This window comes from Micromonospora sp. LOL_023 (assembly GCF_048060115.1).
In the GTDB taxonomy this organism is placed as follows: Bacteria; Actinomycetota; Actinomycetes; order Mycobacteriales; family Micromonosporaceae; genus Micromonospora_E.
The window spans coordinates 1-16,348 of the sequence record NZ_JBHMIM010000006.1 but is presented as its reverse complement, the minus strand read 5'-3'; the positions used below and the strand labels follow the sequence as shown (position 1 = coordinate 16,348).

The window sequence follows — 16,348 nt, the reverse complement described above, 5'->3', positions numbered from 1 at the left end:
GCTACGTCGATGGCCGGCGACACCTATCGCTTCGGCGAGTACGAACTGGACATGGCCCGCTACGAGCTCCGCCGCGCCGGCACGCCGGTCCACGTCGAGCCCCGGGCTCTCGACCTGCTGCACTACCTGATCGAGCACCGCGACCAGGTGGTGACGAAGAACGAACTGCTCGACAAGGTCTGGGGCGACCGCTTCGTCAGCGAGGCGGCGCTGACCACCGGGCTGCGTACCGCCCGGATCGCCGTCGGTGACACCGGCCGGCACCAGCGGCTGATCCGGACCGTGCACCGGCGGGGGTACCAGTTCGCGGCACCAGTGACGGTGACCCGGGCCGGCGACCCCGCCGCCGCCGGGCCAGCGCCTGCCGCGCGGCCACCGACTGGGTCGGACCGGCGTGCCCCCGCCGGGGAGGCCGGCGGCGCGGACCACCAGGTCGTCCGGTTCTGTCGGGCCGACGACGGGACCCGGATCGCCTACGCCACCGTCGGGTCCGGTCCGCCGCTACTCAAGGCCGCCAACTGGATGACCCATCTCGATCTGGAGTGGACCACCCCGGTCTGGTCGCACTGGCTCAACGGGCTGGCCCGGGACCGGCAGCTGGTCCGCTACGACGAGCGGGGGTGCGGCCTGTCCGACTGGGACGTGCCGAGTTTCTCCTTCGACGACTGGGTCGACGACCTGGACACCGTGGTCGAGGCGGTGGGGCTGGACCGGTTCCCGCTGCTCGGCGTCTCCCAGGGCGGTGCGGTAGCGGTCGCGTACGCCGTGCGCCGACCGGAACGGGTCAGCCGGTTGATTCTCGCCGGTGCGTACGCCCGGGGACGTCAGGTCCGGGCCCGCTGCCAGGCCGAGCGGGATGAGGCGGCGCTCGATCTGAACCTGGCCCGGGTCGGCTGGGCGCACCAGGACCCGAGTTTCCTCGGCGTCTTCGCTGCCCAGTTCCTGCCCGAGGGCACCCCGGAGGAGCTGGAGGAGTTCATCAGCTTCCAACGGCGGACCACCTCGGCGGCGAACGGGGTCCGGTTCCTGGAGGAGTTCGCCCGGATCGACGTCTCGGACATCGCCCACCGGGTGCAGTGCCCGACGTTGATCCTGCACTGCCGTGACGACGTGCGGGTGCCCACCTCGCAGGCCAGCGAGCTGGCCACCCTCATCCCAGACAGCCAACTGGTGCTGCTGGACAGCCGAAACCATCTGCTCACCGCGTCCGAGCCGGCCTGGCCCGAGTTCCTGGACCAGATCGACGCCTTCCTGGCCGAGTGAGATCGCGAACGGGACGGGTATGAGAATTCTGGTCGTGGGCGGAACCGGTCTCATCGGTGCCCATGTCGTCGCCCGGCTGCGCGGGCGTGGCCACGCCGTGACCACGCTGGCGCGTACCGACCGGCCCGGTGTCGACCACGTGCTCGATGTCGAGGCCGCCTCCGTCGACGAACTGCGGCGGCTGCTCGCCGGTCACGATGGTGTCGTGTACGGCACCCGCGCCGATGAGCAACGGGTGCTCCGCAGGCCGATCCATCCCGTGCTCCACCGCGAGATCGTCGACCCGGTGGTACGCGTGTTCACCGCCGCCCGCCACGAGGGTCTGACCCGCGGTGTCATTCTCGGCTCCTACTACACCTACTACGACCGGCTACGTCCGCAGTGGTGCCTGCCGGACCGGCATGTGTACGTCCGCTGCCGGCTGGAGCAGGCCCGCGAGGGGCGGGCGGCCGCCGGTCCCGAACTGCCGGTCGCGGTGCTGGAGCTGCCGTTCGTCTTCGGTCGGGTCGGTGACCGGCTGCCGAACTGGGCCGGCCCGCTGGACCGGTGGGCACGGTCGGCGGCACCGCTGCTGGCCCCCGTCGGCGGAACCGCAGCGGCCTCGGCCCGCAGCGTCGCCGAGGCTGCGCACGCGGCGCTGGAACAAGCCAGCGGTTCGGACATTCCGGTCGCCGACGAGAACCTCACCTGGGCAGAGATGCTCGCGCGGATCGCCGATGCGGTCGGTCGACCCCGACCGGTCAACCGGCTGCCGGCCGGCGCGGTGCGCGCCCTGCTGCGACTCGGAGGCGGAGCGCAGGCGCTTGCCGGCAAGGAGTCCGGCCTCAACCCGGCCCACCTTGCCGATGTTCTCCTCGCTGAGCTGTTCATCGAGCCGGTGACCGGTCGGTCGCTCGAACCGGCGCTCCGGGAGACCTTCGCCGCGTCGGTCCCTGGCAGGTAGCAGGGCCGGGTGTGGGCGGTCCGGTCCCTCCCGGTCGGGGGCGCGGGGCGGGGATACCTCCGCCGCGGCCCGCACGGTCACCTCGCCCTGAAATCCGCCGGGCCACTGGGACACGACACGGTAGCTGGCGGTGCAGGGCGACGCCGCAGGCGGTGTGGTCGGTGGTGCGGTGGTGGGCGGTCGCGTGGTCCGGCAGTTGTTCGGCGGGAAGCCTGGCAGGCAGCCGAAGTTCACCGACTACGACCGGGCTGGTGCGCGAGACCACGGTGCCGCCGGCACCGACGTACTGCGCGACCGACCGGGACCAGAGCACCGCCCCGGTCGCGGTGTTCACCTTGTGGAGGTAGCCGTCCCAGTCGGGGAGGTACGCGGCACCGTCGACGACCGCCGGGGTGGCCGACATGTCTCCACGGGTGGTGTACGTCCAGTTGAGTTCGAGGGCGTCAACCGTGTCCGGGCCGAGGCTGCGTTCGGTCGGGCTCGACCGGGTGTTGCTGAGGTTCTGGCCGCCCATCGCTCACTGAGTGTCGTCGTCGGTGCCAGCCGGGGTGGCGACGGCGACCATGACGGTGGCCGCCGTGCACGCCGCGGCGACCGCGGCTGCCGCTGTTGCTCGCTTGATGGCAGGTAGCACTCCGCCTCACGGACTCAACGGGCTCCGGTGACGTCCGCGCCGGTGCGGTCACCCGGCCGGCCGCAGTGGCCCGCACACGGCCAGCGCCTCAGCGATCACCGGATCCGACTCGTCCAGGTCGGCGGCCCACTCGACGTCCCGCTCGGCCAGACAGTTCCGGTACGCGGCGATGCCACTGCGATCAGTCCCAGCGTCGCCGCCGCCGCGCGGACCGCCGGCCCCGGCGGTCGGCAGTACCGACTGGCATGCTTCCTGCGCCGCTGTCCAGGTCTCGTCATCGACGCCATCGGGTCGGAGCATCTCGGCGAAGCCGCCGCCCATCCGGCCACCACCCAGCCCCGCCCCGCCTGGCCAACCGGACGGGAACCCCGACGGCCGGTCACCGGGCTGCCCCGACGGCATCCCATCCGGGGCACCACCTCGGAAACCCCCTCCGGCCTCGGGAACCTCCGCGTCGACGCCGTTCTCCTGGAGGCACTCCACGTACGCCGTCATCGTGCCGGCACCACCGGCGACAGCGTCACCACCGGAGTCCGTGCCGAACTCTCCGCAGGCGGCAATCAGCAGCAGGCAGATCCCGCCGGCCGCGCCCCACATCGAACGACTGAGCGCGATGCGCACGGTCACCCTCCCATCCGGATCGCCTGCGACAGTCGTCGCCGGTACGGGGTCAGCAGACCTGGCAAACCTCCGCGCCACGTCAGGGTTTGCTGTGACCGCGCTGGGTGTCGCCGTCAGTCCGGGCGGCTCACAGCAAACGCCGAGGTGACGCCGAGCCGGTCCTGAGCCGCAGCCGGAACACTGCCGCCTCATGGAACTCGGCCCCAGATGGGCACCGCTCAGACGGCTGCCCGCGGCACGCCGGCTCGCCGCCGTGGCGGTGTGCGCGGCGCTGGTCCCGGCCGGCGCCATCGCGTACGCACTTGCCGGTCCGACCAGCGCAGACGACGTCGTACCGGTTGCCACCGTGCAGGTCGACCGGGGGACGGTCACCGTGGCGGTCGCCGCCACCGGTGCCGTCGATCCGGCCGAGGACCGCCAACTCGGCTTCGGGGTGGCGGGCACGGTGAACCGGCTCGACGTACGGCTCGGCCAAGACGTCGCCGCCGGTGACGTGCTCGCCGTCATCGACGACAGCGACGCGACGGAAGCTGTCGGACGGGCCCGGGAGGCGTTGACCGCGGCTCAGGAAGCCCTGGCCACCGCACAGACGGACGCGCAGTCGGACGACACGGAGACGGACTCCGAAGCCGGCACCGGGTGTCCGACGGCCGCCCTTGCGGCCTGGACCGCGCCCGATCGCACCGCCAGCCCGACACCGGAGGTGACCGGGTCGGCCACCCCCGATCCGTCTCCTACGGTCGGCACATCGCCGTCACCCACCGCGTCCGTACCGGCCGGGAGATCGCCGACCCCGACCGGCACGGACGCGAGCCCGCCGGCCAGCGTGCCGACCGCGCCGCCGGCCGGCTCAGCTGACCCGCCCGGCACCGACGACGACACCGGCTGCAGCGCGGCACCGGACGGGACCGGGACCGGAAGTGGGACCGGACCAGGGACGGGCGAGGCGGGTGGCGGCGGGTCCGGCGGCGACCCGGTGCTGCGGGCCCGGCAGCAGGTGACCGCGGCACAGCTGCGGCTCGCCGCCGCCGAGGACGATCTCGACGGTACGGTGATCAGCGCCCCGATCGACGGCAAGGTGCTCCGCGTCTCGGGTGCCATCGGCAGCACGGTGCGGGCCGGCGGCACCTTCATCGAGCTCGGCGCGGTCGCCGAGATGCAGGTGACGGCGAGCTTTCCCGAAGCCGACGCCGCGCGGCTGGTCGCCGGCCAGTCTGCCGTCATCACCGTGGCGACCCGGCCGGATGAGGAGTTCCCCGCCCGGCTCAGCCAGGTCGATCCGGTGGGCAGCGTCGACGGACAGTTGGTGCGCTACGGGGTGATCGTCGACTTCGACGACATCCCGGACGGGCTGCTGGTCGGCCAGAGCGCCGGTGTACGGGTCGTCGTCGACGAGGTGGCGGACACGGTACGCCTTCCGATCACCGCGGTCGGCCGTAGCAGCGACGGCGCGGACATCGTCGTCGTGGTGGACGGGACAGGTGCCCGGCAACAGCGGGTGGTGACCGTGGGCATCCGTGGTGACCAGTACGTGGAAGTGACCGACGGGCTGGCAGTCGGCGACAAAGTGGTCGGCGGCTGATGGAACCCGCCAGTGGATTGCCAGCTTTCACCGAGCCGGCACCGAGGTCGCGTCGAGGCGGCCACCACAAGCTGTCCGCCATGCCTCTGCGTCACCTCACCCGCCTTCGCCGGCCGCTGCTTCTCAACGCCGTACTCGCCTTGGCGGTGCTAGGCACTCTCGGCTGGACCTACTACACAATGGTCGGCCCCGATTCCGCCGTTGCCGCGGATCTGTCGGACACCGCTACTGTCACCGTCGGGCAGGCCACGGTGACCGCGACGGTCACCGCCGCCGGCTCGGTACGCAGCGCGAAGACGGCGGTCGCCGACTTCGTCACCAGCGGCACGGTGACCGAGATCCTGGTGGCCGTCGGAGACCAGGTCGACGAGGGTGCGGTCCTCGCCCGGGTCGACGACACGGTGGCCCAGCGGGAACTGGACGCCGCGAATGCCAACCTCGACGCGGCGCGGGACGCCCTCGACACCGCCGAGTCCGCCGGTGAGTCCACGGCCGACGCCGAGTCTGAGGTGGTCGACGCGCAACTCGCGGTCACCGAGGCACAAGCGGCCGTCGACGGCACGACGCTGGTGGCCCCGATGGCCGGTACGGTCGTCGCGGTCAACGGCAGCGTCGGTGCGTCGTCCGGCGGCGGCACCGGCACGTCGTCATCTGGCGGCGGCACCGGGTCGGCCGGCTCAGGCGCGGAGACGAGCGGATCGTCGGCCAGCGGGTTCGTCGATCTCGCCGACCTGACCAGTCTGGAGGTCACCGCCTCGGTGTCGGAAACCGACGCGGTGCAGCTCGAGGTCGGCCAGCCGGCGACCGTCCAGTGGAACGCGCTCGCCGACGCCGAGGCCACCGCGACCGTCGGGGTCATCGATCCGAACGCCACCACCACCAACGGGGTGGTCAGCTATCCGATCACCCTCGACCTGGACTCGGTGCCCGACGGCGTCCGGCCCGGGCAGACCGTGGAGGCGACCGTGGTCGTGGGCGAGGCGGTGAACGTGCTGACCATCAACCCGGCCGCGTTGACCGGCAGCGGCACCCGGCAGTCGGTCACCGTGCTGGTGGACGGTGCGCAGGTCAGCCGGACCGTCGAAGTCGGCCTACGCGGCGACGACGCGGTGGAGATCGTCTCCGGGCTGGCAGCCGGTGAACAGGTGCTGATCGCGATTCCCACCGAGTCGGAGAGCGGGACCGGTGGCTTTCCTGGCGGCGGTGGCTTTCCTGGCGGCGGTGGCTTTCCTGGCGGCGGTGGCTTCCCTGGCGGTGGCGGGTTGACCGGCGGCGGTGGCTTCCCTGGCGGTGGCGGTCCGGGTGGTGGCGGCCGGTGAACCCCGTCCTGGAGGTGCAGGACGTCACCAAGGTGTACGGCGTCGGGGAGTCCGCGGTCGCCGCCCTGCGCGGAGTGTCGCTGCAGGTCGACCGAGGCGAGTTCGTCGCCGTGATGGGCTCGTCCGGCTCCGGCAAGTCGACGCTGATGAACATCCTCGGCTGCCTGGACGTGCCGAGCACCGGCCGGTACCTGATCGACGGAACGGACGTCGGCCGGCTCACCGAACGACAACTGGCCATGGTCCGCAACCGGCGGATCGGCTTCGTCTTCCAGTCGTTCAACCTGATTCCCCGGACGACCGCCGTGGCGAACGTCGAACTGCCGCTGGCGTACGCCGGAGTCCGCCCGGCCGTCCGACGGCACCGGGCGATGGCCGCCCTCGACATGGTCGGGCTCGCCGACCGGGCCGGGCACCTGCCGAATCAACTCTCCGGTGGCCAGCAGCAGCGGGTCGCGGTCGCCCGCGCGTTGGCCACCGAACCGGCGTTGGTGCTGGCCGACGAACCAACCGGAAACCTGGACACCGGCTCGACCGAGGAGGTGCTGTCCATCTTCGACCAACTCAACGCGGACGGTCGCACCATCCTGCTGATCACTCACGAGCCGGAGGTGGCCGACCGGACCCGCCGGCTGCTGCGGGTACGCGACGGGCAGATCGTCTCCGACGATCGGCGAGCCGCGATCGGTCAGCCAACTGTCGGTCAGCCAACCGTGGGCAAGCCGTACCGGGAGGTTGTCCAGTGGGGCCGGTAGAGATCGTCCGATCCGCGTTTCGCGGCGTCGGCGCGAACAAGCTGCGGTCGGCGTTGACCACGCTCGGCGTCCTGATCGGCGTGGCGGCGGTGATCCTGCTCGTCGCGGTGGGCAACGGCTCGGCGCAGTCGATCAGCGACCGGATCGAGGCGCTCGGCACCAACACCATCACCGTGTCGGCGTCAGGCGGCGGCAGCGCCGGTCTGACCGTCGAGGTCGCCGAGGCGCTGCACGATCCGGTGCTTGCCCCGGACGTCCGGTCGGTGTCGCCGGTGGTCAGCGCCCCGGCGACACTCACCTACGGCGACGCCGACCACTCGGTCGGCCAGTTCGTCGGCAGCTACCCGAGTTACCTGGCCGCGTCTAATACGCAGGTCGACGAGGGTGCCGCGTTCACCGACGCTGACGTCGCCCAGGGCCGGCGGGTGGCGCTGGTCGGGCAGACCGTCGTCGACGAACTCTTCGCCGGGGCGGATCCGCTCGGGAGCCAGTTGATGGTCGACGGGGCCCTGTTCACCGTGGTCGGCGTACTCGCCGAGAAGATCTCCTCTGGCGGCCTGCAGGACGCCAACGACCTGGTGGTGGCCCCGCTGAGCGCGGTGCGTCAGGCACTGACCGGGTACGGCTCGATCAGCTCGGTGCTGGTGGAGGCGACCGGGCCGGACCGGGTCGACGCCGCTCAGGCACAGGTCAGCGCGATCCTGGATCGCCACCTTGCGAGCGATAGCGCCAGCGGGGTCGGCGGCACCGGGATCGGCGGTGGCACCGGCCAGGCGTACCGGATTCAAAACGCGTCACAGTTGCTGGAGACCCAGGCGTCGACGGCCGACACGTTCACCGTGCTGCTCGGCGCGGTCGCGGCGATCAGCCTGCTGGTCGGCGGGATCGGCATCACCAACATCATGTTGGTGACGGTGACCGAACGGACCCGCGAGATCGGTATCCGCAAGGCGCTCGGTGCCCCTCCGGGCACCATCATGACGCAGTTCCTCGTCGAGGCGACGCTGCTGAGTGCGCTCGGTGGCGGGGCGGGTGTCGCGGTCGCGGTGATCGGCAGCTACTTCACCATCGTCGGGGTGAAGCCGGTGATCGTGCCAAGTTCGGTGCTGGTGGCACTGGGCGTGTCGGTGGCGATCGGGCTCTTCTTCGGCAGCGTGCCCGCCCGCCGGGCGGCGAATCTGCGACCCATCGAAGCCCTGCGGTACGAGTAGCAGGGTACGAGTAGCAGGCCGATCGATGACAACTGTTGGAGCTGACGTGCGCGAAGAAACCGAGTGGCTGACCGCTGCCGCACCCCGGCCGTGGACCAACCGGGTCACCCCGTGGCTGTTCGCCGTGCTGCTGGTCGCTAGCGGGTTCGCCGCCGGCGTGGCGGTGCCACAGGACGACACCGGGGCGGTCACCGGACCCGGCCAGCGCCAGGCCCGCGCCGGGCAGTTCCAGCCGGGGGCCGGGCAGTTCCAGCCGGGGGGCTCGGCCGTCGGGACGGGACAGGAGAGCGCCGGCGAGGAGGAACCGGCGACGGTCGGCACGATCAAGCTGGTCGACGGCGACACGGTGTACGTGGAAACCGACGACGGGGCGGTGGTGATCGTGCGCACCGACGACGCGACGGCGGTCCGGGTGCCCGGTGACCTCGACAGGTTGGCCCTCGGCGCGGCGGTGTCGGTCGAGGGTGCGACCGCGACCGACGGCACGGTCAGCGCGGAGTCGATCGTCGCCGACAACTGACGACACGACCGGCTGACGACTCGACGCTGATCACATCTATTGCGGCAAGATCAGTAGCAGATGGCAACGTCGGCGTGACGCCGGCAACACGATAGTGCAACGTCGATTTACCAGTATCGGGCGATGGGCGACCCTGTTAGTCCCGACCTCGGCGGGGGCGTGCCGACCCACTGCCCGTACTGCTCCCTGCAGTGCGGGGTACGGATGTGGCCGGCACCGCCCCGGCCGCCGGTGATCTACCCTGCCGACTTCCCCACCAACCGGGGCGGCCTGTGCGCCAAGGGCTGGAGCGCACCGGAGCTGCTCGACCACCCGGACCGGCTGCTCACCCCGCTGGTCCGCACCGACCCCGCCGACCGGCGCAGCCCACTGCGCCCGGCCAGCTGGGACGAAGCACTCGACCGGATCACCGCCGCCGTGCTGGCCAGCCAGCAGCGGTACGGGCCGGCCAGCGTCGGCCTGTTCGGCGGCGGCGGGCTGACCAACGAGAAGGCGTACCAGCTCGGCAAGTTCGCCCGGGTCGGGCTGCGTACCCCACACATCGACTACAACGGCCGGTTCTGCATGTCCTCGGCGGCCACCGCCGGCAACCGGGCCTTCGGTATCGACCGTGGCCTGCCGTTCCCGTTGGCCGACATCGCCGACGCCAGCGCGGTGCTGGTCGTCGGCGGCAACCCGGCCGACACGATGCCGCCGGCCATGCAGTACTTCGACGCCGGACGAGCGGCCGGTGCCACCCACATCGTGGCCGACCCCCGCCGTACGGCGACCGCCCGGGGCGCCAGCATCCACCTGCCGGTGGCCCCCGGCACCGATTTGGCCCTGGCCAACGGGCTGCTGCACATCGCCATCCGGGCTGGCCACGTCGACGAGGCGTACGTGCAGGACCGTACCACCGGATTCGCCGCGGTCCGCGCCGCTGTCGCCGGCTACTGGCCGGACCGGGTGGAACGGATCACCGGCGTGTCCGAGGAACTGCTGCAGCGTACGGTGCACGCGCTGGCCACCGCGCCGACCGCCATGATCCTCACCGCGCGCGGCGCGGAGCAACACAGCAGCGGTACGGACACCACGCAGGCGTACATCAATTTGGCTCTTGCCCTCGGCCTGCCGGGCCGACCCGGCAGCGGCTACGGCACCGTCACCGGGCAGGGCAACGGCCAGGGCGGCCGCGAACACGGCCAGAAGGCCGACCAACTGCCCGGCTACCGACGCCTCGACGACCCAGCCGCCCGCGCCCACGTCGCCGGGGTGTGGGGCGTCGACCCGACCGAACTGCCCGGCCCCGGCGTCTCCGCGACCGAGATGATCGACCAGATCGGCGCCGACGGCGGGGTGCGGGCCATGCTGGTGTTCGCCTCCAACATTCTGGTCTCCGCGCCCGACCGCAACCGGGTCGCCGACCGGCTGGCCGCGCTGGACTTCCTCGCCGTGTCGGACATCTTCCTGTCCGAGACGGCCGCCGTGGCCGATGTGGTGCTACCCACCGCCCAATGGGCGGAGGAGGAAGGCACCATGACCAACCTGGAGGGTCGGGTGCTGCGCCGACGGCAGGTGCTGCCGCCGCCGGACGGCGTGCGCGACGACCTGAGTGTGCTGGCCGCGCTCGCCAATCGGCTCGGCCGGGGCAAGTACTTCTCCGCCGACCCGCAGACCGTCTTCGACGAACTGCGCCGGGCCAGCGCCGGCGGGATCGCCGACTACGCGGGCATCAGCTACCGGCGGATCGAGGCCGAGGACGGTGTGTTCTGGCCGTGCCCGACCGACGACCATCCGGGTACGCCGCGACTGTTCGCCGAGCGGTTCGCCACCGCCGACGGGCGGGCCCGGTTCATCCGGGTGGAGCAGCGCGACCCGGCCGAACTGCCCGACCGGAACTACCCGTACCTGCTCACCACCGGCCGGATCATGGGCCAGTACCAGAGCGGCAATCAGACCCGCCGCTCGCCGTCGCTGGGCAACACCGCCAGCGACCCGAAGGCCGAGATCCATCCCGACCTGGCCCGCCAGCTCGGCATCGGCACCGCCGACCTGGTCGAGCTGACCACCCGTCGGGGCCGCGCGGTCTTCCGGGCGTACCTGACCGAGCACATCCGCCCCGACACCGTCTTCGTGCCGTTCCACTGGGGCGGCCTGGCCAGCGCCAACGCGCTGACCGACCCGACCCTGGACCGCTACTCCCGGATGCCTGCCTTCAAAATCTGCGCGGTGGCGCTGCGCAGCCTCGCCGGGCCGGACGAACCCGCCACCTGATGAAGGGAACCGCGATGCAGTCGACCCCACGCTTCCTGCAAGGAGTGTTCACGTTCGACGGCAAAGGGTTGGAGACTCCGTTGCCGCTGGACGACGCCCTGCGCTACACCGTGCCGGACGGGCTGGTCACGCAGACCGTCTACTTCCGGGGCGGCAACAGCTCCGGCGAGCTGATCTACGTCCTGCTGCTACGCGACGGCACCCCGATGCGCTACTTCCCGATCGGTGCCCGCGCCGCGGTGCACGTCCCACTGCGGGTCGTCGAGGACGTGGCCGCCGGCACCGTGCTGGAGTTGCAGGTGGCCGCGCCGGACGGGGCCACCGGCACCGTCGTGCTCGACCTCGGCATGGTGGAGGTTTGAGGTGACCCAGCGACGACCAAGGCTGGTGGTGGTCGGCAACGGCATGGCCGGCGCCCGCACCGTCGAGGAGATCATCGACCGGGTCGGCCCGGACCGCTACGACATCACCATGTTCGGCACCGAACCGTACGGCAACTACAACCGAATCCTGCTGTCCAACGTGCTCTCCGGCACCGAGGAAGAGGACAGCATCTTCCTCAACAGCCTGCCCTGGTACCAGGAGAACGGCATTACCCTGCGGGCCGGCATGACGGTCACCCGGATCGACGGGTTCGCCAAGGTGGTGCACGCCGGCGACGGCACCGCCACCCCGTACGACAAGTTGGTCATCGCCACCGGAAGCGTCCCGTTCGTGCCGCCGATCGACGGCGCCCACCACCCACGGCGCGGTTTCCACCAGGGAGTCTTCACCTTCCGCACGCTCGACGACACCCGGGCGATGATCCGGTACGCCCGAGACCACCAGCGGGCGGTGGTGATCGGCGGCGGACTGCTCGGTCTGGAAGCCGCCCGCGGCCTGCAGCAGTACGGCGTGTCGGTGACCCTGCTGCACGCCGCCGGACACCTGATGAACGCGCAACTCGACGCGACCGGCGGCGACATCCTGCGGCACAGCGTCGAACGGCTCGGCATCGACGTGGTCACGAAGTCCCGTACCGAACGGATCCTCGGCAAAGACAACGTCGAAGGGGTCCGGCTCGCCGACGGGCGGACGTTCGCCGCCGACATGGTGGTGATCGCCGCCGGGATCCGGCCGAACACCGCACTGGCCCAGGCCAGCGGCCTGCCGGTGGAGCGGGGAATCGTCGTCGACGACCAGCTGCGGGTGCTCGACGAGCCGGACGTCTACGCGGTCGGCGAGTGTGTGCAGCACCGTGGCCAGACGTACGGCCTGGTCGCTCCGCTGTGGGAGCAGGCGAAGGTGCTCGCCGGGCACCTCACCGGCACCGACCCGACCGCCGCGTACCACGGCTCGCGGACCGCGACCAAGCTGAAGGTCGCCGGGGTCGACGTGGCCTCGATGGGGGTCAACGCCCCGGAACGCGACGACGACGAGTTCGTGGTCTTCGCCGAACCCCGACGTGGCGTCTACAAGAGCGTGGTGGTCCGCGACGACCGGCTGATCGGTGCCACCCTGATCGGTGACGTCAGCAAGGTCGGCTTCCTGATGCAGGCGTTCGACCGGGGGTCGCCGCTGCCAGAGGAACGGGTCCGGCTGCTGTTCGACCTCGGCGGGCCGCCGGCCGAGGTGTCCGCCGCCGAACTCGCCGACGACGCCCAGGTCTGCAACTGCAATGGGGTCAGCAAGGGCGCGCTGGTCGCCACCGTGACCGGCGGGGTCCGCACCCTGAGCGGGGTGATGGACGCCACCCGGGCCGGCAAAGGGTGCGGCTCGTGCAAGACCCTGGTCGGCCAGATCGTCGAGTGGGCCGCCGGCGGCGAGGTGGCGGCGGATCCGGCCGCGAACTGGTACGTGCCCGGGGTACCGCTGGACAAGCCGGCCCTGATGGCCGAGATCCAGGCCCGAGGGCTGCGCAGTGTGTCTGCGGTGTTCGACGCGCTCGCCGATGGGCAGGAGGACGCCAGGAGCAAGATGGGCCTGGTGTCGCTGCTGCGGATGATGTGGGGCGACGAGTACGTCGACGAGCGCGGTGCCCGCTTCATCAACGACCGGGTGCACGCCAACATCCAGCGCGACGGCACCTTCTCGGTGGTGCCGCAGATGAAAGGCGGCTGCACCACTCCTGCCCAGCTGAGGCGCATCGCCGACGTTGCCGAGAAGCACCAGGTGCCGCTGGTCAAACTGACCGGCGGGCAGCGCATCGACCTGCTCGGCATCCGTAAGGAGGACCTGCCGAAGGTCTGGGCCGACCTGGACATGCCCTCCGGCTACGCGTACGGCAAGAGCTTCCGGACCGTGAAGACCTGCGTCGGCAGCGAGTTCTGCCGGTTCGGGCTGGGTGACTCGACGGCGCTCGGGATCGCCATCGAGGAACGGTTTCAAGGGCTGGAGGCACCGGGCAAGCTGAAGCTGGCGGTCACCGGCTGCCCGCGTAACTGTGCCGAGGCGTACGTCAAGGATCTGGGTGTGGTCGCGATCGACGGCGGCCGGTGGGAGATCTACATCGGCGGCGCGGCCGGTGCCCACGTACGCAAGGGCGACCTGCTGGCCACGGTGGACACGCCGGACGAGGTGATGGCGTTGACCGGCCGGTTTCTGCAGTATTACCGGGAGAACGCGAACTGGCTGGAACGAACCTACGCGTTCGTGCCCCGGGTCGGCATCGAGCGGCTGCGCGAGTTGATCGTGGAGGACAGCGACGGGCTCGGCCCCGGTTTGGACGAGCGGCTGGCCGCGTCGGTGGCCGCCTACCGGGATCCGTGGCGGGAACGCGACGCCCCGGTGACGCCGGGCCAGTTTCGCACCGCGCTGCCGCTGCTGCCGCTACCGGCGGCGCCGGTGCGTGCCGGGGGCCAGCCGTGACCGCCGTCGACGACGGTCGGCTGGCTGACTGCGCGCTGCCTGGCGGAGCATCGGTCGATGGTCGGCTGGTCGATGGTCGGCTGGTCGATGGTCGGCTGGTCGATGGTCGGCTGGTCGATGGTCGGCTGGTCGAGCGGCGGGTCGGCCTGGTCGGGGAGATCCCGCCGGGCGAGGGGCGTGTCTATCCGGTCGACGGAGTGATGGTGGCGGTGTTCCGGCTGACCACGGGGGCGCTGCGCGCGGTCTCGGCGGTCTGCCCACACGCCGGCGGCCCACTCGCCGATGGGCTGATCGACGCCGAGGTGGTGATCTGCCCACTGCACCAGCACGTCTTCGAGTTGGCGACGGGCTGCTCCCGCAGTGGGCAGCCGCCGCTACGGACCTACCCGGTGCGTCAGGACGCGGACGGAATCGTGTGGGTCACGCTGGCGCAGGCCGGCGACGACGCCGGCGGCCCCTGACGCGGCGGTTCACGGCCGGCTCCGGCCGGCGACTAGGATCGGTGGCTGTGCGCGTACTTCTCATCGGCAACGGCGGTCGTGAGCACGCGCTCGCGCTGAGCCTGGCAGCCGACCCGGCCGTCCACCAGCTGATCGCCGCCCCAGGCAACCCGGGCATCGCGGCCGTCGCCGAACTGCGGCCGGTCACCGCCACCGATCCGCAGGCGGTCGCCGCGCTGGCCGTCGAGGTCGGCGCCGACCTGGTCGTGGTCGGCCCGGAGGCACCGCTGGTCGCCGGCGTCGCCGACGCGGTGCGCGCCAAGGGCATCGCCTGCTTCGGCCCGTCCGGCGCAGCCGCCGTCCTCGAAGGGTCGAAGACCTTCGCCAAGGATGTGATGACCGCCGCCAGGGTGCCGACCGCCCGGGCCGTCACCTGCGGTACGCCCGACGAGGTGGCCGCCGCGCTGGACGACTTCGGCGCGCCGTACGTGGTGAAGAACGACGGACTGGCCGCAGGCAAGGGGGTGGTGGTGACCGACGACCGGGCCGCCGCCCTCGCCCACGCCGAGTCCTGCGGGCAGGTGGTGGTGGAGGAGTACCTGGCCGGCCCCGAGGTGTCGCTGTTCGTGGTGACCGACGGCGTCGCCGCGGTGCCGCTGCTGCCGGCGCAGGACTTCAAGCGGGTCGGCGACGGTGACGCCGGCCCGAACACCGGCGGCATGGGCGCGTACGCGCCGCTGCCGTGGGCACCGCCCGGCCTGGTCGACCAGGTGATGGCCGACGTGGTGCAGCCGACCCTGACCGAGATGCGCGACCGGGGCACCCCGTTCGTCGGGCTGCTGTACGTCGGGTTGGCGATCACCGCGACCGGCCCCCGGGTGATCGAGTTCAACGCCCGGTTCGGCGACCCGGAGACCCAGGCGGTGCTGGCGCTGCTGACGACGCCGCTGGCCGGGCTGCTGTACGCCGCCGCGACCGGCTCCCTGGCCGATCATCCGCCGCTGAGCTGGCGGGACGGGGCTGCGGTGACCGTGGTGCTCGCCTCCGCCGGCTATCCGACCACCTCCCGGTCCGGGGACGTGATCACCGGAGCCGAGCAGCCGGGGGTGATCCATGCGGGTACCGCCCGCACCGAATCGGGTGACCTGGTGGCGGCCGGCGGCCGGGTGCTCAGCGCCACCGGCACCGGTCCCGACCTGATCCAGGCGCGGGAGGCCGCATACCGGCTGCTGTCCGGGATCACCCTGGCCGGTGGGCACTACCGGCGGGACATCGGGCTGGCCGCCGCGCAGGGCCGGATCACCCTGCCCTGACCGGATATCGGCGGACCCGACGGGTACGGCGGTCGGCATGGGGACGAGCTACCAGGATGTGCTGGACAGCCTGAACGAGCTGGACTTTCCGGCCGAAAAAGAGCAGATCGTCGCAGAGGCGCAGCGGGTGGGTGCCAGCCCGGGTGTGGTAAGCGCACTCCGTGGCCTGCCGCCCGTCGAGTACGCCAACCGCGTCGAGGTGGCCCGGTCCGCGCACATCGACGCCGCGCCGGAGCAGGATCCGGCGCAACGGGCGGCCCGCGCCCGGTTCCGCGACCATCAGCGGGTCGCCCAGCACCTGCGCCAGCCCTGAACTCCCGGCTACCGGATGACGTGTCGCGACAGCGTCGAGGGCCGGACCCCAGGGGGTGGGGGTCCGGCCCTCGCGCTGTCGGTTGTCTCGGTGCCTGCCGCAGTGTCTGCCTGCGGGTCGGCTGTCCGTGGTCAGCTGTCCGTGGTCTGCCTGCGTGGTCAGCTGTTCGTGGTCAGCTGTTCCAGTGCTGGGCGACGAGTTCGGCGGCCTGGGTCTCCCACTGGGCGTAGTGGTCCGGGAACGCCGACACCTGAACGGTCTGGGCGGCGTCGGTCAACGGCATGTCCTGCCAGCCGTCGACGCCCTTGAGGCCGTCGAGGAACGCGGTGGTCGA

At 71.7% G+C, this 16,348-nt stretch carries 14 protein-coding genes; 13 read left to right on the top strand and 1 reads right to left on the bottom strand.

Annotated elements, in window-relative coordinates; translation table 11 throughout:
- Positions 1-9: 9 nt before the first annotated feature.
- Positions 10-1,263: an alpha/beta fold hydrolase gene (locus ACFHVL_RS04900; RefSeq protein ID WP_416625868.1), complete on the top strand. Its 1,254-nt coding sequence runs from the start codon at positions 10-12 to the stop codon at positions 1,261-1,263.
- Between the two features lie 34 nt (positions 1,264-1,297).
- On the top strand, positions 1,298-2,206 hold the full coding sequence (locus ACFHVL_RS04895) for an NAD(P)H-binding protein (RefSeq protein ID WP_416625867.1): 909 nt from the start codon (positions 1,298-1,300) through the stop codon (positions 2,204-2,206).
- A gap of 682 nt (positions 2,207-2,888) precedes the next feature.
- Here the strand turns inward: ACFHVL_RS04895 and ACFHVL_RS04890 are convergent.
- Positions 2,889-3,467, bottom strand: a complete 579-nt coding sequence (locus ACFHVL_RS04890; RefSeq protein WP_416625866.1) for a hypothetical protein — start codon at positions 3,465-3,467, stop codon at positions 2,889-2,891.
- 184 nt (positions 3,468-3,651) lie between these two features.
- Here ACFHVL_RS04890 and ACFHVL_RS04885 point away from each other — a divergent pair, with 184 nt between their 5' ends.
- The 11 genes from ACFHVL_RS04885 (at position 3,652) to ACFHVL_RS04835 (ending at position 16,014) form a co-directional block, all read left to right on the top strand.
- Positions 3,652-5,043 carry an efflux RND transporter periplasmic adaptor subunit gene (locus ACFHVL_RS04885; RefSeq protein ID WP_416625865.1) on the top strand — a complete coding sequence of 464 codons (1,392 nt, stop codon included), beginning with the start codon at positions 3,652-3,654 and terminating at the stop codon, positions 5,041-5,043.
- 80 nt (positions 5,044-5,123) lie between these two features.
- Positions 5,124-6,362, top strand: a complete 1,239-nt coding sequence (locus ACFHVL_RS04880; RefSeq protein WP_416625864.1) for an efflux RND transporter periplasmic adaptor subunit — start codon at positions 5,124-5,126, stop codon at positions 6,360-6,362.
- Positions 6,359-7,117 (top strand): ABC transporter ATP-binding protein, encoded by a 759-nt coding sequence (locus tag ACFHVL_RS04875; RefSeq protein ID WP_416625863.1) that lies wholly within the window; start codon positions 6,359-6,361, stop codon positions 7,115-7,117. Before ACFHVL_RS04880 ends, ACFHVL_RS04875 begins: the two co-directional genes overlap by 4 nt.
- Positions 7,105-8,328: an ABC transporter permease gene (locus tag ACFHVL_RS04870; protein ID WP_416625862.1), complete on the top strand. Its 1,224-nt coding sequence runs from the start codon at positions 7,105-7,107 to the stop codon at positions 8,326-8,328. The genes ACFHVL_RS04875 and ACFHVL_RS04870 overlap by 13 nt, the downstream gene beginning before the upstream one ends.
- A 46-nt stretch (positions 8,329-8,374) precedes the next feature.
- On the top strand, positions 8,375-8,848 hold the full coding sequence (locus ACFHVL_RS04865) for a hypothetical protein (protein ID WP_416625861.1): 474 nt from the start codon (positions 8,375-8,377) through the stop codon (positions 8,846-8,848).
- A gap of 123 nt (positions 8,849-8,971) precedes the next feature.
- Complete coding sequence (locus ACFHVL_RS04860) at positions 8,972-11,101, top strand: molybdopterin oxidoreductase family protein (RefSeq protein WP_416625860.1); 2,130 nt, start codon at positions 8,972-8,974, stop codon at positions 11,099-11,101.
- Positions 11,102-11,115: 14 nt separating this feature from the next.
- Complete coding sequence (locus ACFHVL_RS04855; protein ID WP_416625859.1) at positions 11,116-11,463, top strand: molybdopterin oxidoreductase; 348 nt, start codon at positions 11,116-11,118, stop codon at positions 11,461-11,463.
- 1 nt (position 11,464) lies between these two features.
- A complete protein-coding gene (nirB, locus tag ACFHVL_RS04850; RefSeq protein ID WP_416625858.1) occupies positions 11,465-13,948 on the top strand; it encodes a nitrite reductase large subunit NirB in 2,484 nt (827 codons plus the stop codon).
- Positions 13,945-14,409 carry a Rieske (2Fe-2S) protein gene (locus tag ACFHVL_RS04845; protein WP_416625857.1) on the top strand — a complete coding sequence of 155 codons (465 nt, stop codon included), beginning with the start codon at positions 13,945-13,947 and terminating at the stop codon, positions 14,407-14,409. The genes nirB and ACFHVL_RS04845 overlap by 4 nt, the downstream gene beginning before the upstream one ends.
- Positions 14,410-14,456: 47 nt before the next feature.
- The gene (purD, locus tag ACFHVL_RS04840) at positions 14,457-15,701 is read left to right on the top strand and encodes a phosphoribosylamine--glycine ligase (protein ID WP_416625856.1); all 1,245 of its coding nucleotides are present in this window, start codon (positions 14,457-14,459) and stop codon (positions 15,699-15,701) included.
- A 37-nt stretch (positions 15,702-15,738) separates the two neighbouring features.
- Positions 15,739-16,014, top strand: a complete 276-nt coding sequence (locus ACFHVL_RS04835; RefSeq protein WP_416625855.1) for a DUF2795 domain-containing protein — start codon at positions 15,739-15,741, stop codon at positions 16,012-16,014.
- Positions 16,015-16,348: the final 334 nt, after the last annotated feature.